Raw genomic sequence first — 23,664 nt, 5'->3', positions numbered from 1 at the left:
AACGTAGTTTTTGGTAAATATTCACGTGAATTTATACTTAATTATTCATTCTTTGGTAAACCTGTTCGAATCAATCTGGAAAATGCCTCACTGCTTTGGTCTGACTGCTGCCCAAAATCTGCGGTACGCGTATTGATATGGGCCATCTGATACCATTCTTTCATGCTGTAATTTTGATCCACTGCCTTAAGATCATAGAGGTAATTGGGTAGATAGCCTGATGCCAATAAACGGTAATCTTTAGGCAGTCGTTGTGGATTAATCGCCTGTATCATATCAAATACCAGCGTAGTACAGTTACTGGTCAGCGTGTTGTACCATTTCGCCTCAGCTTGCAACTCATCAGCCTTGTCGAGATACTCGATGAAGAGGGCCTTGCGTTCAGTGGCAGGCATTTTAATGGGAAATAAATAGACTTGTTCATGGCGGATATTGCTTCGGGTATACACAATGTCTTTTTCGTCAGAGGCAACTAGGCTAAGTTCATATTTACGAAAAAAACCGCCAATGGCTGAAAACTCTTCACCCTTTTCTTTGCGAATTTCAATAGAAAAAACCAGGGGCTTTTGATCAGAGAAATCAAAGCTGACCAATGTATGGGCAATTTGTGGCCCCATCCAGTAGGAGGTAATCACATTCACGCCCGTGATTTTATTCAGGTCTATGTGACGGTCTTCCCAGCGAATATCGTAGCTGCCATCTTTATGCCAGTCAAAATTGCGGACCTTATGCAAGGTTACAAGGTCACCGTGTTTTTCATAACTCAACTGCTCGGCAACTTCAGGATCCCAGTCTCGGTTCTGTTTTGCATCCTGGGAAAAATACCAGCCAAGTGAACAGGCAAACACCAGAAAGTAGATAATGATGTCGGTACGGCGGTTAAATAAATGCCCACTGACATAAAAGCCAATCAGACTCAGGGCAAATAAGCCCCAGATGACAATGACCACACGGCTAAGCAGCGTTCCAAGAGGTTGTTGAATCCATAAAGCAAGGCATAACCAGATACTGGAGATGATCACGAACAGGGCAAAAAGGCTGTGTAGGAAACCAATCCCTAGAGCAATAAAGAACTCTCGTGATGCAATGTTATGCATAAGCCTTCGCAATCCATTTTTTATTTTTGGTAGCTTGCAAACTCGAACGCTATATCGGTTTTTTCATCAGTATAATGTTCTGAGTTTACTTTATAAAAATCCTCAGAGAGTTCTGGATAATGTGCGTCTCCCCGAACATCCAGATCCACATGGGTCAGTTCAAGGCGATCGGCAATCGCAAGTGTTTGGTTGAAGATCTCTCCTCCACCTATAATAAATAAGGATGACTTTTCAGCTTGTTGTACGTCTGTAAGTGCACCATCAAGTGCCTCTTCGATGCTGTGCGCCACCTTGACACCCTCATACTGCCATGACGGATCACGGGTAATCACCCAGTTCACACGGTTTGGCAGGGCACGTCCCATTGATTCCAGGGTTTTACGGCCCATGATCAGCACACCACCTTGGGTGATGGCCTTGAAATGCTTGAGGTCAGCAGAAATATGCCAGGGTAGAGCATTGCCCTTGCCGATGCAGTTGTTTTTATCCATTGCCACCACGTGAACAACTTCTATACCTTGCCATGCCATTTGATCGTCTCCCTCATCTGATTTTAAACTGCCACAGGTGCCTTGATCGCAGGATGTGATTCATAACCCACAATTTCAATATCTTCAAATTTAAAATCGAAAATATCCTTGATGTCTGGGTTAAGCTTTAACTGGCACAACGATAAGGGTTCACGCGTAAGCTGTAACTGGGCCTGCTTAAAATGGTTGGCATATAAATGCGTATCACCGCCTGTCCAGACAAAGTCACCTACCTCTAAACCGCATACCTGCGCAATCATATGTGTAAGCAGGGCATAGCTGGCAATATTAAATGGCACACCTAGAAATACATCCGCGCTACGCTGGTAAAGCTGGCATGACAGTTTGTTATCCTGAACAAAAAACTGGAACAGGGTATGACAGGGCGGCAAAGCCACTTTCCCAGCCTCGTTTGGATTCCAGCCTGACACAATCAAACGGCGTGAATTGGGATTGGTCTTGATTTCATTAACCAGCCATTTGATTTGGTCAAAACCATTTTGCTGGTAGCTGCCATCTTCATTTTGTGTGGCGCCAAAGTTGCGCCACTGGTGGCCATAAACTGGCCCAAGCTCACCCTCTGGACGACCAAAGCGGGCGGTTTGTTCCGCAGTTGCCCATTCATCCCAAATGGTGACTTTATTGTCCTTGAGATATTGAACATTGGTATCACCTTTTAGGAACCAAAGTAGCTCAATCACAATGGAACGAAAGTGAACTTTCTTTGTGGTTAAAAGTGGGAAACCTTTGGAAAGGTCAAAGCGCATCTGATGACCAAATACCGAACGTGTACCCGTTCCAGTGCGGTCACCCTTGTCACCGCCATTGTCTAGGATATGTTGTAAAAGGTCTAAATATGTACGCATAACTTTCTCTAAAACATTCTGTGGTTAATCAGGATAGGGATTGAAACCAATGAATATGGAACAGCAAAATTGTTGTCATGATACCCTGATTGCGCCCAGCATGACACTTGCGATGTGTAGTATTTTTTCATTTTCCAATATAAAAAAAGAGCGCTCAAGGCGCCCTTTCGTCAGCAGTCAGGCTTATTCTGTGATAAAGCTAACTTTACCATCCGCCAGGGATTTTACACGTGCCAGCGACTCGACACGGTAGCCTTTCTCAAGCAAGACATCACGGCCTGGCTGGAATGATTTTTCAATCACAATCCCCACACCCACAACTTCCGCATTGGCTTGATGAATGAGGTCGATGAGGCCCAGTGCAGCCTGACCATTTGCCAGAAAGTCATCAATCACCAGTGCCTTGTCGGTTGAACTGAGATGCTTGTTTGAAATGGCAATAGTGCTTTCAGTTTGCTTGGTGAAGGAGAACACTTTAGAACGATAAAGATCATCTTTTAAAGTCAATGACTGGTATTTACGAGCAAAAATCACAGGAACACCAAGCTCTAAACCTGCCATGATCGCAGGTGCAATCCCAGATGCTTCAATGGTAATAATCTTAGTAATGCCTGCATCTTTAAAACGAGCGGCAAATTCCTTACCAATTAACTGCATCAGTACAGGGTCGATTTGGTGGTTCAAGAAAGCGTCAACTTTCAAAACTTGGTCAGATAGAACGATACCTTCATTTAAGATTTTCTGTTCTAAAGCGTACACGGGAGAATCCTCTAAACGGATGCTTTTTCAAGCAAAGGCATATTTTAAAAAGCATCCCAAAAATTGCAAGCCAAAATTATCGGGTTGATGCAGTTTTCAACCCTATTTACACACTGAACACGAAGCCGCATATTATTTTAAAAATTAGTTGGTTTTCCCTGAATAGCCTGTCAATAAAAGGCCATAGGATGATTTGCCATCATTATGGGTCACTTTTACTGGCAGATAGTCGAGCTTTGGTGCCAGCCAGAAAACGGTATTGCGTTCAGGCTTATCATGCTGGAGTACCACCTTAATTGTGTTAAAAGTACCATAATTGGTCTTGACGGTTTCGTTGCCCTGTTTCACAAAACGACGTTCATCCACAGCCTTGTCATCAGCAATCAAGTAGCGCGGCTGGAGTGTGTTGCCATTCTTTAGGTCTTCACGCAACTGGAGTTCGGCGTTCAACTCATCCAGTGCACCTGCCTGCCAGGCAAATGAACGGGTTTTGTCATCCTTTTTGGTGTTGATCACCTTGCTGGCTGGATTGAAGTTGATGCTCATGGTGTTGTTGTTGATCAGGACTTTACTGCTGCGGCTAAATTTTTGTGAGATGATTTTATTGTCCACAAAACTAAACTGGCTGGTTTCAGTTGCGGATGCAATACCACCTGCCTTTGCATTGAATACATAGGTCCAGTTGTTGCCTTGTTGCGAAAGGGTACGTGTCGCAGAACCGAGATTCTTGTTATTGTAGCTGAACTGATAGCTCGCCTGAAAAGGGGCCATTGCCAATGCATGACTCGATAAGCCTGCACATAGGATTGCAGCTGAGGTTACTGTCGTAAAACCAAGAACTTTCGATAATTTCTTTGTCATAACATGGTTTCCTTTGAGTGAGTCGCAAAGTAGAACACTCATTTATCATTAAGATTTATAGGGTCTGTTGATATTTCACAGATGCTTGCGACAGAGGACATTTTTTAGACGGTACAAGGCATGACTTACGAAATTTAGCTATCCTAAATGAGTAAGGCATAACGCAGTAGCGGCAAAAAATGTCCCTGTCCCGCAGGGTTATGGCTAAAACTTCTCTAAACTGCGTTATGAAACTTGACAAGGGGGTCGCCATTGCCTGCGTTTCATGCCTTGTTTATGTCGTTTTAGCCGATAACGCAATGCATGGCTGAAATGTCAACAGACCCTAGTTATTATGCCTGTAGATTATGAAGAAAAGATCAGGTTTTTTACTAAGCGCTTGTTAATTTTTCGTATAAAACATGAAGATGTGTATTTTTGAGGCGTGAAAGATTTTATAACATGCCCTATGTATGCGATTTCCTTACCTTCTGCTATCTTTCTGTTGGATAGGGGTAACTTCAGTCTCGTCCAGCCCATCATCATCAAGGTGATCTTCGTTGGATGGATACAGGATTGCGGCCAGATTGACATTGCCCCAGACAATCAATTCGGCGGGGCGTACTCTGGCACGGTTCACATGCACCTTGCTCAGTGTTTCGATAATACTTGGCTTATTTTTAAACCATTGGTTTAAATCAAGATAAAGTAAATCACCTTCGACACTAACGACTTTAAAATGCTCTAAAATTTTGCCTAGAGGATCTTCATCACGAAATTTTTGATAATACCAAATCGCAATATAAAATCCCCATTTCTGCAAGATGTGCTTGAAACGTGCTTCAATGACCTGAGTATTGCTAATCTGTTCAAACACCATTAACTGTACATCTTGATTCATTTCCATCTGAATCAATTTTAAGTCGACAGATAAAGTTGTGTGTAAGCCCTTAACGTCCAGAGTGGTATAGAGGCGTAGCCAGCCATCATAGAGGTCAGCATGCAGGTCTTGCATAATACTGACATTTTCTGTGACATAACGTTCCATTGTCGCATTGACAAACACTTGTGACAATGAAAACTCTCTTTCTTCTTCGATGAATTCTTCGGCTTTTTGGTAAACTTTACGTAGACGTTTAACAACGGATGAAATTAGCGTTTGCATAAAAGTTGTTCCAGAAAGTGAATTGTTTTTAATGCAATGCCACAATCTTTGTAATAACTAAAAATAAAAATAAATTTCTAACTTGCAGTGTAGCAAAATTAATTGCTACATTTTCATAAAATGATGGTATGGAAACACTGTAGCTATAAGTGGATCACATTTTTGTAAAATTTTGAATATCGGTTAGGTTTTTATACGTTAACCACCGTTGGGGATGAGGCATTTTTGTCGCTTGAATCGCATGTTGAAGAAAATAAATTTTCGTTCTGAACTGTCTCCTTATTGGTGGCAAGATCCAGTCTTTATTGCAGCAGTGGCTTTGGCGATGCTGTTGCATGGTGTTGTTTTGACCATTCAGTTTGCGATGCCATCACCCGCCGATACCTCAACCAAGGAAATTGCGGTCACGGTTCATCCCAGCAAGGAGCAGGTGAAAGATGCCGACTTTTTGGCACAGGCTGACCAAAAGGGTTCAGGTGAATTCCGCGAGGCACACTTGATGTCGAGTGACATGCCCTCACCAATGCAGGCCGATGCAACGACAGGTGAGTCAGAACTGGAAAGCTTGGAAAAGGTTCAACAAAAACGGGAATTAAAATTCGAAGAAAAAGTCTTGATGACCGTACTTAGCTGGCAGAAACAGGCTGAACAGAGTGAGCGGAAAAAGGCACTGGATGAATTGCAAAGCCAGTTTCAGGCGAAAGCGGCAATGGTGGCAAGCCTTGAGGCCCAGTATCTGAAACGCCAGCAAAACTTTAGCCGTAAACAGCGTATTAAAACGGTTGATGGCATTCAGGCAAAGCAGGATGCTTCGGCGGCTTATCTGGATAAGTTCCGTCAGAAAGTTGAGTTGTATGGCAACCGTTACTATCCAGATGAAGCAAAACAACAGCGCCTGTCGGGTGAAGTGCGTCTAATGGTCATCCTGAATGCGCAGGGGGGTATCCGTGCCATTCGCCTTATTGAAAGCTCTGGACATGCAATTCTGGATGAGGCAGCAAAAGCCTCTGTACGCCGTGGTGCACCATTTGGAGCTTTTGATGCCAATATGAAAGATATTTCTGAGTTACGAATTGTGCGTACCTGGCGTTTTGATCCTGTCGATGCTGAATTTGAGGTGCATTGATTATATGGGCGAACAGCATATTGATTGACATCCTCCCCGACCTAAAGGACGGGGATTCCTACTGCTAGACGCTCATGTCCGAGCGCAAGAATATTCAGTGCTGAGTTTATATCTCGATTATGGAGCGTACCGCACTCCATGCACTGCCATTCTCTTATTCCAAGACCTGTCCTACCTTTCGGACTACTACAGCGTGAGCCACAGCACGAACACGTTTGGGTGGTATAGGCCTCATTGACTTCTTCATACCATGCCCCTGCGTTCTCGCATTTATACTTGAGCATGGTTCTTAGTGTTGTCCAACTTGCATCTAGCACTGATTTAGCTAATTTAGTTTGTGCTAATGCCTTGGCATTTACATTGCCAACGAAGATTGCTGCATGTTCATTCACCAGTTTATGGCTGAATTGATGCAGCATGTTTTGACGTATATTTTTAATCTTGGCGTGAATTGCTTTGACACGTTTCTTATTTCTAGCTCGTTGGGCTATGCCAAGTTTTTGTTCATATTGGCGATAGATTTTAGGAGCTTTGAGCTTTATACCATCTGAACAAGTAGCTAAGTCTTTTAATCCCAAATCTATACCAATTGAGGTTTTAGCGCTGGTTTTCTCTGTTTTAATTGAATCAACTACAAGACAGACATACCAACGCCCACGACTATCCTCTACAAACGAGCCTGTTTTAACATTGTATTTGCTTAGTCCGTAGCTGTCCCATAGTTTGAATTGATGCTTGCCGTATTGAACATATCCATCAGCATATTTGATTGCTACTTTCTTGAACGGTATCCAGCCCAATGAACGCCTAGCTGATTTTTTATTGCTGACTCGCCATTTTAATTTTGCTTTTTTGAATTGCTTTCTGCGTGTAATGAGTTCTTCTGTTATGGCTTGAATGGTTTGACTATGCAAATTGCATTCTTTCGATGTGCCTTTTGTGTATTTAGCAATATCGTATGCTGAAAAGAATTGTTGTTTTCGTTGTAGATGTTTAAAACACAAATCATTCACGTAATTCCAGACAAAATTCACCTCAGATGCCATCTGATTTAGCACCTTGCAATGTTTGTCTTTTATGCGTAATTTGAGTGTCTTCATACAATTATTTTAACCGTATTTTTCTTAATAGTGATTATGGCAAAAGTATTTAAAACGACATTTCATGTCGTATGGCTTACGCCAGTCGCTTATATCCTCGGGCTAAACCCCGAGGTTTTACGCTCCAATGGATAAAACGTAATGCCTTATTCCTTTAAATTGACTCAATGCCTTATTCCTCAGCTTTTGTGCCATTGCTGAGTGGGTTGAATCCAGTTCTTTGACAGTGGCTTTAAAAATAACGATATACATGGGAGGTTATTCTAGATTTCATCTGCCTGATATGGATTTGCAACACCAAGCTTTTTAAGAATCTCAATTTCCAACGCTTCCATTTCTTCAGCATCAGCTTCAGTGGTTTCATGGTCATAGCCAAGCAAATGCAGGATGCCGTGAACCAATAAATGGGTGAAATGATCAGTTGCTCTTTTTTGCTGTTCTGCGGCTTCTTGTAAAACCACGGGAATACAAATCACCAAGTCACCCAAAGGTTCTGCATCCAGTAAGCTAAGCACTTCTTCTGGAATGTCACTTGGAAAAGACAGTACATTGGTGGGTTTGTCTTTCTCGCGGTATTGTAGATTCAACTCGTGGCTTTCTGCCAGATCAACACAGGCAATACCTATTTCACAGTCTGTATTGAAACCAACATGACGCAGTGTGGTTTCAATCTGCTTTTTAATTTGACCACGTTTTAGTGGTAATTCATTCGCTTGAAAGTCTTGTTGAAGACTTAAATTGATTTTCAAAATAGATCCTTAAAATCGTCCCCCTGATATGCGATTAAAGTATTGCAATAAAAGGGGGAGTGAGGGGGATTTTTAAATGTGTTGTGCATCTGCCGCAGAATCATTTTCTGCAATCAATGCTTCTTGTCGAGCTTTGCGTTCGGCACGGGCTTCAGCAGACAGGCGTTGCTGTTCGCTGTCCCAGCCCTCGTAGGCCTCAACAATTTTTTGTACCAGTTGATGACGCACCACATCACGGGAATGGAAACGGGTAATATGAATTTCATGGACATTTTCAAGCACCCGTAAGGCATGAGCCAAACCAGATTGCTGTCCACGAGGTAAGTCCACCTGAGTCACGTCACCTGTAATCACGGCACGCGAACCAAAACCTAAACGGGTCAGGAACATCTTCATCTGTTCAGGTGTGGTATTTTGTGCCTCATCTAAAATGACGAAAGAATGATTCAGGGTTCGTCCACGCATATAGGCAAGCGGAGCAACCTCAATTACCTGACGTTCAATCAGTTTGGCCACTTTTTCAAAGCCCAGCATTTCATAGAGGGCATCGTAAAGTGGGCGTAAATAAGGGTCAATTTTCTGGGTGAGGTCACCTGGCAGGAAACCTAGCTTTTCACCCGCTTCAACCGCAGGACGGACCAATAAGATTCTCTGGATTTCATTGCGTTCCAGCATGTCCACTGCGGCAGCAACGGCGAGATAGGTTTTACCAGTACCCGCAGGGCCAATTCCGAATGAAATGTCACTTTGTAAAATACGCTGCACATAGCGTTTCTGGTTGGCACCACGCGGATTGATTCGTCCTTTGCGGGTCTGCAACCAAACGCTATCCAGTCCTGTATGTTCCTGATCTGAATCATCCATCAGTTCACGGTCGGTCTGTGAACCCTGAATCATCAAATGCAGGACATCGGCACTGATTTGTGAAGAAATTTCTGATTCTTGATAGAGCCGTTGCAACAGTGCCTCGGCCCTTTCGATTGTTTCGATATCACCGTCTAGATAAAAGGCATCGCCTCGGTGAGTAATTTTGACATCTAAACGTTGTTCGATTTGCTTTAAATGCCCGTTGTATGCACCGAGCATTCGTTTTAAATGTTCCATGGAAATTTCAGGGAACGTTACAGTACGTTTAATCGCTGAAGTCAAGAGAAACCCTTTTAGCTCACGTGTAGGAATACCCTTACATTACGCCACGTCAGGTTCAAGATTCAAGAGTTCACCATAAACTAAATTTAAAGTTTTAATTTCAGTGATCTCAATCTCCGCGAAACGCCCAATCCACGCGACATCACCGATAAAGCTCACAAGACGGGTATTGTCCGCTGTACCAATTAAAACATTCGGGTCCTTGTCAGACACCTTTTCAATCAGGACACGTTCAATTTTACCCAGCATGGCATCGGTCTTATCAATACTTGATTGCTTAATCACTTGCTGAACCTGAGCCAAACGGTCTTTTTTCACCTGTTCAGGCGTATCATCTGGCAGGTCTGACGCAGGCGTACCAGGTCGTTTTGAATAGATAAAACTATAGGAATGGTCGAAATCCAAGTCCTTAATGAACTGTAGGGTTTCAGCAAAGTGTGCATCGGTTTCACCTGGGAAACCAATAATAAAGTCGCTGGATAAATGCATATCTGGGCGGACCTTACGCAATTTCGCGATCTTATCGATGTAGACATCAATGGTGTGGTTACGTTTCATTGCCTGTAACACATCGTTGGAACCACTTTGCACAGGCAAGTGCAGATGCGACACCATCTGTGGCAGGTCACGGTAGCATTGAATCAGGTCATCTGAAAATTCAAGCGGGTGGGAGGTGGTATAACGCAAACGACCAATCCCTGGAATTTCGGCCACTAAACGCAGTAATTCAGGGAAAGTGCAGATTTCACCATCAAAGGTTTCACCACGATAACCATTCACGTTTTGACCGAGTAGGCTGATCTCGCGTACGCCTTTTTCAGCCAGCCCTGCAATTTCTGCCAACACATCATCCAGTGGGCGAGAAACCTCTTCACCACGAGTATACGGCACTACACAGAATGAACAGTATTTTGAACAGCCTTCCATAATCGAGACAAAGGCTTTAAATCCCTCAACACGTGGTTCAGGCAGGAAGTCGAACTTTTCAATGTCAGGGAAAGAAATATCAACCAGTTTGATTTTTTCTTTCTTCGGCTTTTCCACCTGTGCCTGATGCTGATCAAGCATTTGTGGCAAACGGTGCAGGGTTTGCGGGCCAAACACCATGTCCACATAGGGCGCACGTTTCTGGATGTTGTCACCTTCCTGAGACGCAACACAGCCACCCACACCAATCACCAGATCAGGATTCTGTTCTTTTAGCTTACGCCAGCGGCCTAAACCGCTAAACACTTTCTCCTGCGCTTTTTCACGGATCGAGCAGGTGTTCATGAGCAGAATATCTGCCTCATTTGGATTGTCGGTGAGCACATAGCCATGTGAATCACCCAGCAAATCTGCCATACGATGACTGTCATACTCATTCATCTGACACCCTTGAGTTTCAATATACAGCTTCTTTATTGAAACATCAGCGGTGTGCATTGGCTGGGTAACAGTGTTTTCTGAGGCAGCTTTTACAGCACTGGGAATGAATGTTTGAACCGTCATGCAGGCTCCTAAACAAGGTAGATTTAAACAAACCGCGGATTATAGCAGTATTTTTCGATGTGCGCAGAGAATAAAAAACTGAAAAAAATGGACACATTGTGGGTGAAATTACGTGAATCTTAATGAATATGAATCAGCAAGTTACATAACACAACAATAGTGGGGAGCCAGACTTATTACACTATAACCGTAGGGCAAAACTGGGCAAATGTATTGATGAAGATGAATAAGCAACATGATTTTATAACAACCGTGACCAACAAACTGAATAACAAGAAAAACTTCCGCCGTATTGTGGCGGTTGGTGGAATGATTGTGTGCTCTTCTGTCTATGCGCTGGATGAACAGTTTAACGATGCCCTGCGTGCGGCCAATAGCAGCAACACCGCCTTGCTGGATCAATATCAAGCTGCGATGCAGAATGATGTATTGGGCTATTATCCAGAATATTGGAAACTCAACACCAATCTCGGTTTTCAGCCTGCGTCCTCAATTCTCAGCTTTGCCCAACGCTACCCAAAATCTGCAATGGCTGAGAAGCTAGCGGCGGATTATGTAGAAGAAAAAGTCAAACAAGCGAATTTTAGCGAAGCAAAACCCGTTTTAAGCTATGTGACCAATCCAGACCAGGCCGAAAGTTGCGCGGTTGCGCAGGTCAGGGCACAGACAGGCGACAGTCTGGTTTATGCGGAATATAAAGATGTCTGGTTAGCCACCAATGCCCAGCCTGACTCATGCACGGGATTGGGGCGAATGATGCTTTCCAGCCCGCTTATGACTGCTCAGGACCGTCAGCAACGCTTGTGGGGACAGTTGCGCGCAGGGCAGTCGGGGCAGGCTATTGCAACCGCACAAACTATGGGGCTGAATCTTTCACTTGCCCAGTTGAATCAGATTCAGGAAAACCCATTGGGGTATTTATGGAGTGCGCCAAAAACCAATGATGCGGATTATGCCTATCTGATTTTTGCTCTGGGGCGTGTGGCTGACAGTGATTTAAGCAATGCCCTGGCAAATATCCAGCGCGCGGCTCAGGATACGCCACCGCCTGTACAAAAATATTTGTACCGTACCATTGGATATGTGGGTGGCACCACAGTGATGAAAAATGGTTTTAATCGTGAAGTGCTCAATGCCTACGACCAAAGTTATGGCTATCCGCTGAGCCCAGAGGAAGCCGAAATTTACGCGCGTCAGGCGATTCGTTTCGGTGCATGGGAAAGCTTGATTCGTGCGATTGATGCGATGTCAGTCACCCAGAAACAGGAAGATCGTTGGCAATATTGGTTGGCGCGTGCCTCTGAGCAACGTTCAAATGCGGCATCAAAACAGGCGGCGCAGCAGATTTATCGCAAACTGGCGCAAAGTGGTGATGACTATCATAACTTGCTTGCCAAGGATCGTTTGGGCGAGCGTTATAACCATCAACCCTATGATGAGCAGCCGAGTTCACAGGATATACAGCGTTTAAATCAAAACATCCATTTTAGACGTGCATTTGCACTTCGGGATGTGAATGCGCCAGCAAACTACATCAACAGGGAATGGAACTGGGCGGTTCGTCAGGCCTACTTGCAGCAGGATGATGGAATGTTGCTGGCCGCGGCAAAACGTGCACATGACATGGGTTGGTATGATCGGGCAATCTATGCGGCTGACCGTACCATCAACAAGCATAACGACACCTACCGTTTTCCAACACCGCACCGTAGCAATGTCACCAGCCATAGTTACAATGCTGGTATTGATCCTGCCTGGGCGTATGGTTTAATGCGTCAGGAAAGCCGATTTGTAACAACAGCGCGTTCCAATGTTGGAGCGGGTGGCTTGATGCAGATCATGCCAAACACGGCCAAGTTGGTTGCCCGCCAAATGGGGGAAACCTATAACCCAGCCGCACTGAGCGAAATGAATACCAATATTCGCTATGGCACCTATTACTTGTCCATGATTCAAAGCCAGCTCAGTGGCAATGCGGTACTGGCAACAGCAGGTTATAACGCTGGTCCAAATCGGGCAAGACGCTGGCAGCCAGATTTCCAGAGCATGGCGGCAGACCAGTACACAGAAAGCATTCCATTATTGGAAACACGTGATTACGTCAAGCATGTCATGACCAATGCAACACATTATGGCGTGGTACTAGGGCAGGGTGCGCAATCCTTGCAGAAACGCATGAATATCATTCCTGTGCGCAATGAACCCTAGAACACGAGATGTTTAATTTGAAACAATGAAGTTTTTGTATTTGATGAAATTGAAAAAAATATTCAAGCGATCAATGTTGTTAACCTTGCAGAGCCTGTTCTGCTACTTGGTTCTATCATTCAGTGCGCCATTATATGCAGCAGATAATAACGATCTGGTGGGTTATGTCATGCATATACAAATGACGCCTGCGGCTTGTGAATTGGATACATCGAAGCAGAAACAGCGAAAATGTCTGGAGGGTTATTCACTAACCATCTCTAGTCTGCTGCCAGAAGTGCCTGTCAATAAAAACTGTGAAACCAAGACTTCAGCAAAACTAAGCCCATTGCAGGCAAGAGTTGTCGCACGGGTTATGCCTGATGAAAACGCACGGGTTCAACTTTGGCAAAATGTTGGCGGCTGTGTCCCTATGAATGCCAGTCAGTATTTCAGGACGGTGATCAACTTTGCCGAGCGCCTGAAAATTCCTGCCGACCTGACAAGTCCAAATACCATTAAGGTGCAAAAGGAAAACCTGCGTCAGCAATTTGCCAAGCTCAATCCATCCCTGCCACCAAACGGAATCCGTTTTAGCTGTCAGGCTTCCAGATTCGATTTCATCCTGACGGAAATCCGTGTGTGTTACCAGAAAAATGGGCAATACAAACAATGTGCAAGCCATATTGTCACGGGCTGTCCAAACGAATTTACCATCAAGGGCAGCTATTAGGCATTTTTTTCTAGCTTAATTTGTATTTTCTATCAGACTTTTGTTGAAATCCATTCTCTTTCACATGCATCTATGTTCGCTTTAGAGTACAATCTTTGCCGTCTATGATAATTCGGTTGAATAACAAGAAAATTCAATCGTGCTAACGCATCTCACTGGAGAATATCACATGAAGCAACCCGTTCGTGTTGCCGTTACAGGCGCTGCTGGTCAAATTGGTTATAGCTTACTATTCCGTATAGCAAGCGGTGAAATGTTAGGTAAAGATCAACCAGTCATTCTGCAATTGCTTGAAGTTCCTGTTGAAAAAGCTCAACAAGCGCTTAAAGGCGTAATGATGGAACTTGATGACTGTGCTTTCCCATTATTGGCAGGCATGATCGGGACTGATGATCCAAAGGTTGCATTTAAAGATGCAGACTATGCGTTGTTGGTAGGTTCTCGTCCACGTGGCCCTGGTATGGAACGTGCTGACCTGTTGAAAGTAAATGGCGAAATCTTCATCGGTCAAGGTCAGGCTTTAAACGAAGTTGCCAGCCGTAACGTTAAGGTATTGGTTGTAGGTAACCCTGCAAACACCAACGCTTATATCGCGATGAAATCTGCTCCAGACCTTCCAGCGAAAAACTTCACCGCAATGTTGCGTCTTGACCATAACCGTGCGTTGACCCAGATCGCTCAGAAAGCGGGTGTTGCGGTTGCTGACATCGAGAAATTGACAGTTTGGGGTAACCACTCTCCAACAATGTATGCTGACTACCGTTTTGCAACTGCAAATGGCGAAAGCTTGAAAGACAAGATCAACGATGCGGAATGGAATAAAGATGTATTCCTTCCAACTGTTGGTAAACGTGGTGCTGCGATTATCGAAGCGCGTGGTTTGTCTTCAGCTGCTTCAGCTGCCAACGCTGCAATAGACCATATGCGTGACTGGGCGTTGGGTACAAATGGCAAATGGGTAACTATGGGTATTCCATCTGACGGTTCTTACGGTATCCCTGAAGGCGTAATGTACGGTGTGCCAGTGACTTGTGAAAATGGCGAGTACACCCGTGTTGAAGGTCTTGAAATTGATGAGTTCAGCCGTGAACGTATGTACAAGACACTTCAGGAACTTGAAGAAGAACGTGCGGCAATTGCTGACATGCTAAAATAATTTATCTTTTTGATAAATTGAAAGCACTCTCCAAGAGAGTGCTTTTTTTGTTGCGATAAAAAACAAAAAACAACAAGAAAATATAGACATACCTCTCCATGTAATCAGTATTTGCTGGTAGATTATTTTGATCTGGATAATGATGTGGAGAATAACAATGTTTGAACAACAACCAACGCTTAAGCTTTTATTTGAACAACTGGGACTTGAGGCGGATGATGCCTCAATTGAAAGTTTTGTAAAAACCCATCAGCTTGGGGCTGATCAAAAACTACATGAGGCTGAGTTCTGGAGTGCTGGCCAGCGTGATTTCCTAAAAAGCCATTGGGATAAAGATGACGACTGGGCCATTGTGATTGATGAGTTGAATCAGCAACTGCATTTAGATAGCACTCAATAGGCACACATAAAAATAAAGCTCACATTAGTGAGCTTTATTTCGAATCAGGGTTTTAAACCATTCTTTCTCACGGGCAAGGCTAAATGCAGGGTGAACCTGTAACAGTTCCAGATCATGGTCTAAACAGGAGACATACTTTTTCAGCCAATGTTGCGTTAATGCTTGTTCCTTTTTCGCTGCTGAGGCATAAGCCAGAAAGAAATAAATCTCTAAGCTTTCGGTATAAGCCAAAGGTTTAAGAATTTGCTGAGTAATTAAGGCGAACCGTTGCTCCTTAGTCAATTCAAAATAAATCATATAAGCCTTTGCAAGGCATAAAGACAGATTTAAATATAGACTTAAAGGCATTTCTTCATATTCAATGCGAGCCTGTTCAAGTAGAACAATCGCTTCCTGCAAAAAATGCAACTGTTCCTGACGGACATGGCTCAGCAAGACTAGTTGCAAACGCAATTCAGCCCGCTCCAAAGCCAGTTCAGGGGTATTACCATTTAAATAAAGTTGGTCGGTTTCACCAATCCGTGCAATCACCTGTTTGGTTTCATTTGACATTTATCGATCCAAAATCGTCAGTTATACCGAGTTATATCGGGCTGTTTTTCGTAATTTAAAGGATTTAACCATTCCATATTGAGTTTCCACGTCGTAGCCATGCGGTGATGGATAAACGCTGTTGTTTCGATAACAGAACTTCATGTAATAAATCACTTTGAAAGATCGCAAGGCGATTGGGTAGGGGCTGGATGATATGCCACTGATCATTCTTATCCTGCAAACGTAATTGACCACCCCAATCCTCCTGCCAGTCTTTATGCAGATAGAACACGGTTGAAATCATGCGGTCATTTTTCTGTTGTGGATTATCCCGATGCAGCGTATAAAACTCACCTGCGTGATAACAGGCAAAATGCGCCTCCACCTCTTTAATTCCCAGATAAAAAGCCTGATTCAAAACTTTGGATAAATGTTTCAGAGTCTGGATATGTTGCTGCGCAATCGGAAGTTGACCATCAATCCATAAAATATGATCGCTACGAATGTGACTCATCACACCATTCTGTACACCTGCCGCCCTGAACTGTTCCAGATGTAAACTACATTCATCTACCAGAGCCTGTACATATTCATTTGGATACACCTCATCAATCAGGGCAAATCCAGCATCATTTAAATCATCCAGAATCTTGTCCAGATTCCAGTGGCTTGGGAGGGAAGAAGATTGCATACAGTTCCAGTTCACGCTTAATCGTTTATAGGGCAATTTGAGGTGATCACATCAATGCTAAAGAATAGCCTCTATTTTCATGTTAAACTATCCTCTGAATTGAGGAATAATTGTCAACATGAATTACCGTCACCATTTCCATGCGGGTAACTTTGCCGATGTTATGAAGCATGTACTCTTGCTTCAACTACTCACGCGTTTAAATGCCAAAGATAAACCATATCGATATATTGATACTCATGGCGGGGCGGGCAAGTATGATCTATCACTTGCGCCAGCGCAAAAATCTGGCGAATTCTTAACAGGGATTCATCGTCTGGTACAGTTGGGTGAAATGGAAAAACGCCAGGCACCTGAAGCCATTCAGGAATACCTGAAACTGGTGGAAAGCCTGCGTGCTGAAGAGGGCAAAGGCAGCTATCCTGGTTCTCCGTGGTTTGCCTTGCAGGCGATGCGTGAAATTGATAAAGCGACTGTGTTTGAAATGCAGCGTGATGTATTCCAGCAATTACGCCACAACATCCGTGATAAACGTATGGGCTTGCATGAGCGTGATGCTTATGAGGGTTTGTTGGGTGTTATTCCACCTAAAGAAAAACGTGGTTTGGTCATGATCGACCCACCTTATGAGATCGAGCGTAAAGATTTCCCACAACTGGTTGAGCTGTTGCAGACTGCCTATAAAAAATGGCCTACAGGTGTATTTGCGGTTTGGTATCCAATTAAAGACCGTGCCATGATCGAACGTTTTGAAAAGAAAATGTTCAAGACGGGGATTCGCCGTCAGTTGGTGTGCGAAATCTGTGTATGGCCAGATGACACACCAGTCGGGTTAAATGGCTGTGGTTTGTTGGTGATCAACCCACCCTGGAAGTTCTCAGAAGATGCGGACCAGGCTCTACAATGGCTATTCCCACATTTGCGCATGAGTGAAAATGGTGGTCACGCTGCGGTGCGTTGGTTGGTGGGTGAATAAGCCCACCACCGTCACGATATTCTCGAGGAATTGAAAATAATGACAAATTCTCTTAAACCAGATTCTGATTTAGATAATAGAGACCATTCTTTCGATGGCATCACATTTGAAGTGGAAGAAGAAGAGCAGACGCATGAGGGACAGAAAGTAAAACGCCGTGGCATCTATCTATGGCCTAACCTGATTACCACTGCTGCACTTCTTTCGGGTTTCTATTCCATCATCGCAAGCATGAATGGAAACTTTAACCAGGCGATTTATGCCATTTTTCTGGCGGCATTGCTGGATGGTCTGGATGGTCGTGTTGCACGCGCAATCGGGGCACAAAGTGCATTTGGCGAACAATATGATTCACTGTCTGACCTATTGGCATTTGGTGTTGCGCCAGCAATTCTGATGTATAGCTGGAGTTTACATGACCTTGGCCGTATTGGTTTGGCATGTTGCTTTATCTATACGGCCTGTGCCGCATTCCGTTTAGCACGTTTCAATGTGCAGATTGGCGTGGTAGACAAGCGTTACTTTATTGGAATTGCCAGCCCGCTTGCAGCGGTGACGGTGATCTCAATGGTCTGGGTTGAACAGGATTTTCCATTCGTTTTTGACTTAAAGGATATCGTGGTTCAGGTTGTTAACTGTGTGGTTATGATAGGTATTGGCCTATTGATGATTTCAAATATCAAGTACTACTCATTTAAACAAATGGACCGCAAACGTGTACCTTTTGTTGTGATGCTGCCTGTGGTCTTGATTTTTGCCGCAATCACGTACAACATTCCAGTAGGAATCCTGATGGTATCTATTCTCTATATTCTTTCAGGCTTGGTAACCACTTTATTTGCCAAAAAGAATGATTCAAAAATAACAACCTAAAAAATGGAGGTTCAGTATGCCAATATTGATGAATAACAATCAATTAAAGCTGCTGAACCTGAATAAGACAGATGCTTTAACTTTTTATCTCCCAAAAGGCTTGTTCAAGATCGTCTATCAGGCCTTGATTTTGCCAAACTTGCCTGAACCGTTTCATTACCTCAACTTTATCAGCCTGATTGGGCAACCACGAATTCCTGTCTGTTATAACGCCAGCTCAATTGCGACCACAGCTATTGATACCGCAACCGTTTTGGTCAGTAGTAGTGTTGCCACTGTAGGGCATCTCAAAAGTTATAGTGCCAAAGAACAGTGTCAGTTTGAAATGGACCGTTATCAATTTTTAGATGTTGACCATATTCAGGCAGAATTTCCCAATTATTACTTTAAGCGTATTGATGAAGAATTAAGTTGTCAGCTTAAGGTAAATACCCATGCGGAAATAGAAAATCATTCAGCTTTACAATGGGGTGTAGCGGACTATTGGTATGCAAGATGCCAGTGTGAGGGTGAAATCACCTACAAAAAACAGAAATACCAAATTGAGGCACAGGGTATCTTAAAACATGCCAGGGCAATTTACTTACCTTTCATAGCCTTTAATTTTTTTACTTATCAAATTATTCAGGTGACTCCAGACTTACAAATCGTATTCTCAGAACTAAGGAACCAATGGAACAACATCGTTTTTTCAAGAATTGAGATTCAGTCTGCGGGACAGGAAACACGACTTTATGAGAAACAGGTCATTTTTGATGTGACACGGGTCTATCCTAAAATCCAGACACCCAATGGTCGGGAAATGTATTTGCCCAGAGAATTTATTTGGCAGTATCAGGAAAATGATGAGGTTGTTTTTCATCTACAGGCACAAAGCCGAGGGGACTATAAATTTGGCTTGGCAGCGGGTTATGTGGGAAGCTTCAACTACCAATTGTTCTGGAAAAATGAAAATTATGAGGGTTCAGGCTACTGCGAATATGTGGACTGTCGTCCCTTGCATTGGCAGGAAAAAAGTAAAACTGAACAAATAATGGACCAAATTCCACATTTTCAACCCTATTTGTGCAAGAAGTAGGCAGTTGTTGCAATAATTTAAAGAAAGGGGTTGCAAGGTATTTAGAATGATCTATAATGCGACTCCATCGGCGGTGCTGTTGATTGAAAGTTGTTTTAAATCAATTATTTAAAGTGGTTTAAAATAAAGTTGAAATTACCTGTTGACTTTAAAGAGATTTAGGGTAACATAGCCGACCTAGCTTGATGATGACGAATCATCGAGAAGATCATTAAGAGAATAGAAGAACAACTTGTGTGGATTTTTACTGATTGATTGATCGATATATTATCATTGATTGAATGGTAGAAATTTCTCGAAGTTTATTTGAGCGAATTTTTAGTCAGAAAATTGATGAGCCAAGATTTGTAGCCATAAGCTACTAATGATTTTAAACTGAAGAGTTTGATCATGGCTCAGATTGAACGCTGGCGGCAGGCTTAACACATGCAAGTCGAGCGGGGATTGGGTGCTTGCACCTAATCTTAGCGGCGGACGGGTGAGTAATGCTTAGGAATCTGCCTATTAGTGGGGGACAACATTCCGAAAGGAATGCTAATACCGCATACGTCCTACGGGAGAAAGCAGGGGATCTTCGGACCTTGCGCTAATAGATGAGCCTAAGTCGGATTAGCTAGTTGGTGGGGTAAAGGCCTACCAAGGCGACGATCTGTAGCGGGTCTGAGAGGATGATCCGCCACACTGGGACTGAGACACGGCCCAGACTCCTACGGGAGGCAGCAGTGGGGAATATTGGACAATGGGCGGAAGCCTGATCCAGCCATGCCGCGTGTGTGAAGAAGGCCTTTTGGTTGTAAAGCACTTTAAGCGAGGAGGAGGCTACCTGGATTAATACTCTAGGATAGTGGACGTTACTCGCAGAATAAGCACCGGCTAACTCTGTGCCAGCAGCCGCGGTAATACAGAGGGTGCGAGCGTTAATCGGATTTACTGGGCGTAAAGCGTGCGTAGGCGGCTGATTAAGTCGGATGTGAAATCCCTGAGCTTAACTTAGGAATTGCATTCGATACTGGTCAGCTAGAGTATGGGAGAGGATGGTAGAATTCCAGGTGTAGCGGTGAAATGCGTAGAGATCTGGAGGAATACCGATGGCGAAGGCAGCCATCTGGCCTAATACTGACGCTGAGGTACGAAAGCATGGGGAGCAAACAGGATTAGATACCCTGGTAGTCCATGCCGTAAACGATGTCTACTAGCCGTTGGGGCCTTTGAGGCTTTAGTGGCGCAGCTAACGCGATAAGTAGACCGCCTGGGGAGTACGGTCGCAAGACTAAAACTCAAATGAATTGACGGGGGCCCGCACAAGCGGTGGAGCATGTGGTTTAATTCGATGCAACGCGAAGAACCTTACCTGGCCTTGACATAGTAGAAACTTTCCAGAGATGGATTGGTGCCTTCGGGAATCTACATACAGGTGCTGCATGGCTGTCGTCAGCTCGTGTCGTGAGATGTTGGGTTAAGTCCCGCAACGAGCGCAACCCTTTTCCTTACTTGCCAGCATTTCGGATGGGAACTTTAAGGATACTGCCAGTGACAAACTGGAGGAAGGCGGGGACGACGTCAAGTCATCATGGCCCTTACGGCCAGGGCTACACACGTGCTACAATGGTCGGTACAAAGGGTTGCTACCTAGCGATAGGATGCTAATCTCAAAAAGCCGATCGTAGTCCGGATTGGAGTCTGCAACTCGACTCCATGAAGTCGGAATCGCTAGTAATCGCGGATCAGAATGCCGCGGTGAATACGTTCCCGGGCCTTGTACACACCGCCCGTCACACCATGGGAGTTTGTTGCACCAGAAGTAGGTAGTCTAACCTTAGGGGGGACGCTTACCACGGTGTGGCCGATGACTGGGGTGAAGTCGTAACAAGGTAGCCGTAGGGGAACCTGCGGCTGGATCACCTCCTTAACGAAAGATTGACGATCGGTAAGAATCCACAACAAGTTGTTCTTCGAGATATATCGAATGAAAGATAGAAAAAGTATTGTTTCTCTTTTTTAATTTTAGAGATAAGTCGTGCACTACGCGCTGCGCTTGTCTTGCGAAATAAAAGAAGAGATCAACGATCTCTTCTTTTATTTCTCAGGGTCTGTAGCTCAGTTGGTTAGAGCACACGCTTGATAAGCGTGGGGTCACAAGTTCAAGTCTTGTCAGACCCACCACTACTGACGAAGTGATGAATAATCACAAGCTACTAGATGAGAAGATATATCGTTCATTATGATTGTAAGCTGGGGACTTAGCTTAGTTGGTAGAGCGCCTGCTTTGCACGCAGGAGGTCAGGAGTTCGACTCTCCTAGTCTCCACCAGAGCTTCGATCAGCAAAGCAACGCTTTGCCGAAGCGCAAGACAAGCAGCTATGCTGCGCGTAGTATCTGATCTAATATGGTAGTGAAAGATATTTTTAAATTATAGAACTTAATAAATAAGGTGAATCAAGAGATTGATTTAGATTTATTAACTTCTGTGATTTATCACAGTTTACTGCAAGCTGACGAGGCTGTAGTTAATCATTAACAGATTAGAATTTGAGTCTGAAATAAATTGTTCACTCATTCAATAACAAAGCAAGAAGAATTAATTCTTTAAGCTGAGTTGTTAGAAATGAGAACTAGCAAAAACACTGAATCAAGCGTTTTGGTATATGAATTTAGATTGAAGCTGTACGGTGCTTAAGTGCACGGGACTTCGAACTGTAGATTAAATAGATCATTAATTATTTATTTAATTGTCTTAATCCTACTTGTAGGGATTAACGACTGTTTGGGGTTCTATAGTCAAGTAATTAAGTGCATGTGGTGGATGCCTTGGCAGTCAGAGGCGAAGAAAGACGTGATAGCCTGCGAAAAGCTCCGGGGAGGCGGCAAATATCCTGTGATCCGGAGATATCTGAATGGGGGAACCCACTTACCATAAGGTAGGTATTGCAACATGAATACATAGTGTTGCAAGGCGAACGAGGGGAAGTGAAACATCTCAGTACCCTTAGGAAAAGAAATCAATTGAGATTCCCTTAGTAGCGGCGAGCGAACGGGGAGTAGCCCATTAAGTTATGTGTGTTTTAGTGGAACGCTCTGGGAAGTGCGAACGTAGAGGGTGATATTCCCGTACACGAAAGGGCACACATAATGATGACGAGTAGGGCGAGGCACGTGAAACCTTGTCTGAATATGGGGGGACCATCCTCCAAGGCTAAATACTCCTGACTGACCGATAGTGAACCAGTACCGTGAGGGAAAGGCGAAAAGAACCCCTGTGAGGGGAGTGAAATAGATCCTGAAACCGCATGCATACAAGCAGTGGGAGCCGACATGTTCGGTGACTGCGTACCTTTTGTATAATGGGTCAGCGACTTATATTCAGTAGCGAGGTTAACCGAATAGGGGAGCCGTAGAGAAATCGAGTCTTAATAGGGCGTTTAGTTGCTGGGTATAGACCCGAAACCAGGCGATCTATCCATGAGCAGGTTGAAGGTTGGGTAACACTAACTGGAGGACCGAACCCACTGTCGTTGAAAAGCCAGGGGATGACTTGTGGATAGGGGTGAAAGGCTAATCAAGCCTGGTGATAGCTGGTTCTCCCCGAAAGCTATTTAGGTAGCGCCTCGGACGAATACCATTGGGGGTAGAGCACTGTTTCGGCTAGGGGGTCATCCCGACTTACCAAACCGATGCAAACTCCGAATACCAATGAGTACTATCCGGGAGACAGACTGCGGGTGCTAACGTCCGTAGTCAAGAGGAAAACAATCCAGACCGCCAGCTAAGGCCCCAAAATCATAGTTAAGTGGGAAACGATGTGGGAAGGCATAGACAGCTAGGAGGTTGGCTTAGAAGCAGCCACCCTTTAAAGAAAGCGTAATAGCTCACTAGTCGAGTCGGCCTGCGCGGAAGATGTAACGGGGCTAAAACTATGTGCCGAAGCTGCGGATGTAACTTTTAAGTTACGTGGTAGGGGAGCGTTCTGTAAGCCGAAGAAGGTGTATTGAGAAGTATGCTGGAGGTATCAGAAGTGCGAATGCTGACGTGAGTAACGACAAAACGGGTGAAAAACCCGTTCGCTGAAAGACCAAGGGTTCCAGTCCAACGTTAATCGGGGCTGGGTGAGTCGACCCCTAAGGCGAGGCCGAGAGGCGTAGTCGATGGGAAATTGGTTAATATTCC

The 23,664-nt window shown here is 44.1% G+C and carries 20 protein-coding genes, 2 tRNA genes, 2 rRNA genes and 1 pseudogene; 12 read left to right on the top strand and 13 right to left on the bottom strand.

The annotated features are described in order from the left end of the window. Nucleotides 1-41: 41 nt before the first annotated feature. From F988_RS00785 to F988_RS00760, 6 genes are all read right to left on the bottom strand, one after another. Complete coding sequence (locus F988_RS00785) at nt 42-1,097, bottom strand: Lnb N-terminal periplasmic domain-containing protein (RefSeq protein ID WP_004680535.1); 1,056 nt, start codon at nt 1,095-1,097, stop codon at nt 42-44. Between the two features lie 20 nt (nt 1,098-1,117). Further along, nucleotides 1,118-1,627 (bottom strand): dihydrofolate reductase, encoded by a 510-nt coding sequence (locus F988_RS00780; RefSeq protein ID WP_004680534.1) that lies wholly within the window; start codon nt 1,625-1,627, stop codon nt 1,118-1,120. A gap of 23 nt (nt 1,628-1,650) precedes the next feature. Beyond that, nucleotides 1,651-2,493 (bottom strand): thymidylate synthase, encoded by an 843-nt coding sequence (gene thyA, locus F988_RS00775; RefSeq protein ID WP_004680532.1) that lies wholly within the window; start codon nt 2,491-2,493, stop codon nt 1,651-1,653. A 183-nt stretch (nt 2,494-2,676) separates the two neighbouring features. Then, nucleotides 2,677-3,252, bottom strand: a complete 576-nt coding sequence (locus tag F988_RS00770) for a xanthine phosphoribosyltransferase (protein ID WP_004674619.1) — start codon at nt 3,250-3,252, stop codon at nt 2,677-2,679. A gap of 144 nt (nt 3,253-3,396) precedes the next feature. Next, a complete protein-coding gene (locus tag F988_RS00765) occupies nt 3,397-4,113 on the bottom strand; it encodes a DUF3108 domain-containing protein (protein ID WP_004680528.1) in 717 nt (238 codons plus the stop codon). A gap of 463 nt (nt 4,114-4,576) precedes the next feature. After that, complete coding sequence (locus F988_RS00760; protein ID WP_004680526.1) at nt 4,577-5,257, bottom strand: hypothetical protein; 681 nt, start codon at nt 5,255-5,257, stop codon at nt 4,577-4,579. A 241-nt stretch (nt 5,258-5,498) separates the two neighbouring features. On the opposite strand from F988_RS00760, the gene F988_RS00755 reads away from it, so the two are divergent. Beyond that, entirely contained in the window at nt 5,499-6,383 is an 885-nt protein-coding gene (locus F988_RS00755; RefSeq protein WP_004680524.1) for an energy transducer TonB, read from the top strand. Between the two features lie 41 nt (nt 6,384-6,424). Here the strand turns inward: F988_RS00755 and F988_RS00750 are convergent, their stop codons facing one another. The 5 genes and pseudogenes from F988_RS00750 to miaB all read right to left on the bottom strand — a co-directional run bounded on the left by F988_RS00750 (nt 6,425) and on the right by miaB (nt 10,872). Then, a complete protein-coding gene (locus F988_RS00750; RefSeq protein WP_034427441.1) occupies nt 6,425-7,483 on the bottom strand; it encodes an RNA-guided endonuclease InsQ/TnpB family protein in 1,059 nt (352 codons plus the stop codon). Between the two features lie 144 nt (nt 7,484-7,627). Next, nucleotides 7,628-7,735, bottom strand: a pseudogene (locus F988_RS15310) (antibiotic biosynthesis monooxygenase family protein); the annotation flags it as partial. A gap of 11 nt (nt 7,736-7,746) precedes the next feature. Then, the gene (gene ybeY / locus F988_RS00745) at nt 7,747-8,232 is read right to left on the bottom strand and encodes an rRNA maturation RNase YbeY (RefSeq protein WP_004680521.1); all 486 of its coding nucleotides are present in this window, start codon (nt 8,230-8,232) and stop codon (nt 7,747-7,749) included. A 72-nt stretch (nt 8,233-8,304) separates the two neighbouring features. Continuing rightward, nucleotides 8,305-9,381: a PhoH family protein gene (locus F988_RS00740; protein WP_004680518.1), complete on the bottom strand. Its 1,077-nt coding sequence runs from the start codon at nt 9,379-9,381 to the stop codon at nt 8,305-8,307. Nucleotides 9,382-9,420: 39 nt separating this feature from the next. Then, a complete protein-coding gene (gene miaB, locus F988_RS00735) occupies nt 9,421-10,872 on the bottom strand; it encodes a tRNA (N6-isopentenyl adenosine(37)-C2)-methylthiotransferase MiaB (protein ID WP_004680516.1) in 1,452 nt (483 codons plus the stop codon). A 309-nt stretch (nt 10,873-11,181) separates the two neighbouring features. On the opposite strand from miaB, the gene F988_RS00730 reads away from it, so the two are divergent. The 4 genes from F988_RS00730 (at nt 11,182) to F988_RS00715 (ending at nt 15,348) form a co-directional block, all read left to right on the top strand. Beyond that, the gene (locus F988_RS00730) at nt 11,182-13,080 is read left to right on the top strand and encodes a lytic transglycosylase domain-containing protein (protein WP_171055724.1); all 1,899 of its coding nucleotides are present in this window, start codon (nt 11,182-11,184) and stop codon (nt 13,078-13,080) included. A gap of 25 nt (nt 13,081-13,105) precedes the next feature. Continuing rightward, a complete protein-coding gene (locus F988_RS00725) occupies nt 13,106-13,792 on the top strand; it encodes a ribonuclease T2 family protein (RefSeq protein WP_438837805.1) in 687 nt (228 codons plus the stop codon). Nucleotides 13,793-13,961: 169 nt separating this feature from the next. After that, nucleotides 13,962-14,948 carry a malate dehydrogenase gene (locus tag F988_RS00720; RefSeq protein WP_004680510.1) on the top strand — a complete coding sequence of 329 codons (987 nt, stop codon included), beginning with the start codon at nt 13,962-13,964 and terminating at the stop codon, nt 14,946-14,948. A gap of 157 nt (nt 14,949-15,105) precedes the next feature. After that, nucleotides 15,106-15,348, top strand: coding sequence for a DUF2789 family protein (locus tag F988_RS00715; protein ID WP_004680507.1), 243 nt, complete (start codon nt 15,106-15,108; stop codon nt 15,346-15,348). A gap of 24 nt (nt 15,349-15,372) precedes the next feature. Here the strand turns inward: F988_RS00715 and F988_RS00710 are convergent, their stop codons facing one another. Then, nucleotides 15,373-15,900: a hypothetical protein gene (locus tag F988_RS00710; RefSeq protein ID WP_004674632.1), complete on the bottom strand. Its 528-nt coding sequence runs from the start codon at nt 15,898-15,900 to the stop codon at nt 15,373-15,375. A gap of 64 nt (nt 15,901-15,964) precedes the next feature. After that, the gene (locus F988_RS00705; RefSeq protein WP_004680506.1) at nt 15,965-16,573 is read right to left on the bottom strand and encodes a 2OG-Fe(II) oxygenase; all 609 of its coding nucleotides are present in this window, start codon (nt 16,571-16,573) and stop codon (nt 15,965-15,967) included. 118 nt (nt 16,574-16,691) lie between these two features. Between F988_RS00705 and F988_RS00700 the strand changes: the two genes are divergently transcribed. From F988_RS00700 to F988_RS00670, 7 genes are all read left to right on the top strand, one after another. Beyond that, nucleotides 16,692-17,549: a 23S rRNA (adenine(2030)-N(6))-methyltransferase RlmJ gene (locus F988_RS00700; RefSeq protein ID WP_004674634.1), complete on the top strand. Its 858-nt coding sequence runs from the start codon at nt 16,692-16,694 to the stop codon at nt 17,547-17,549. Between the two features lie 39 nt (nt 17,550-17,588). Further along, on the top strand, nt 17,589-18,422 hold the full coding sequence (gene pssA, locus F988_RS00695) for a CDP-diacylglycerol--serine O-phosphatidyltransferase (RefSeq protein ID WP_004674635.1): 834 nt from the start codon (nt 17,589-17,591) through the stop codon (nt 18,420-18,422). A gap of 16 nt (nt 18,423-18,438) precedes the next feature. After that, on the top strand, nt 18,439-19,500 hold the full coding sequence (locus F988_RS00690) for a DUF6670 family protein (RefSeq protein WP_004680504.1): 1,062 nt from the start codon (nt 18,439-18,441) through the stop codon (nt 19,498-19,500). A gap of 372 nt (nt 19,501-19,872) precedes the next feature. Beyond that, nucleotides 19,873-21,409: ribosomal RNA gene (locus tag F988_RS00685) — 16S ribosomal RNA — on the top strand. Between the two features lie 177 nt (nt 21,410-21,586). Further along, nucleotides 21,587-21,663 (top strand) — tRNA-Ile (locus tag F988_RS00680). 71 nt (nt 21,664-21,734) lie between these two features. Beyond that, nucleotides 21,735-21,810 (top strand) — tRNA-Ala (locus F988_RS00675). 466 nt (nt 21,811-22,276) lie between these two features. Next, nucleotides 22,277-23,664, top strand: a 23S ribosomal RNA gene (locus F988_RS00670); the annotation flags it as partial.

This window comes from Acinetobacter parvus DSM 16617 = CIP 108168 (assembly GCF_000368025.1).
In the GTDB taxonomy this organism is placed as follows: domain Bacteria; phylum Pseudomonadota; class Gammaproteobacteria; order Pseudomonadales; family Moraxellaceae; genus Acinetobacter; species Acinetobacter parvus.
The sequence above is the reverse complement of the archived record's forward strand: the minus strand, read 5'-3'. Positions and strand labels throughout refer to the sequence as shown.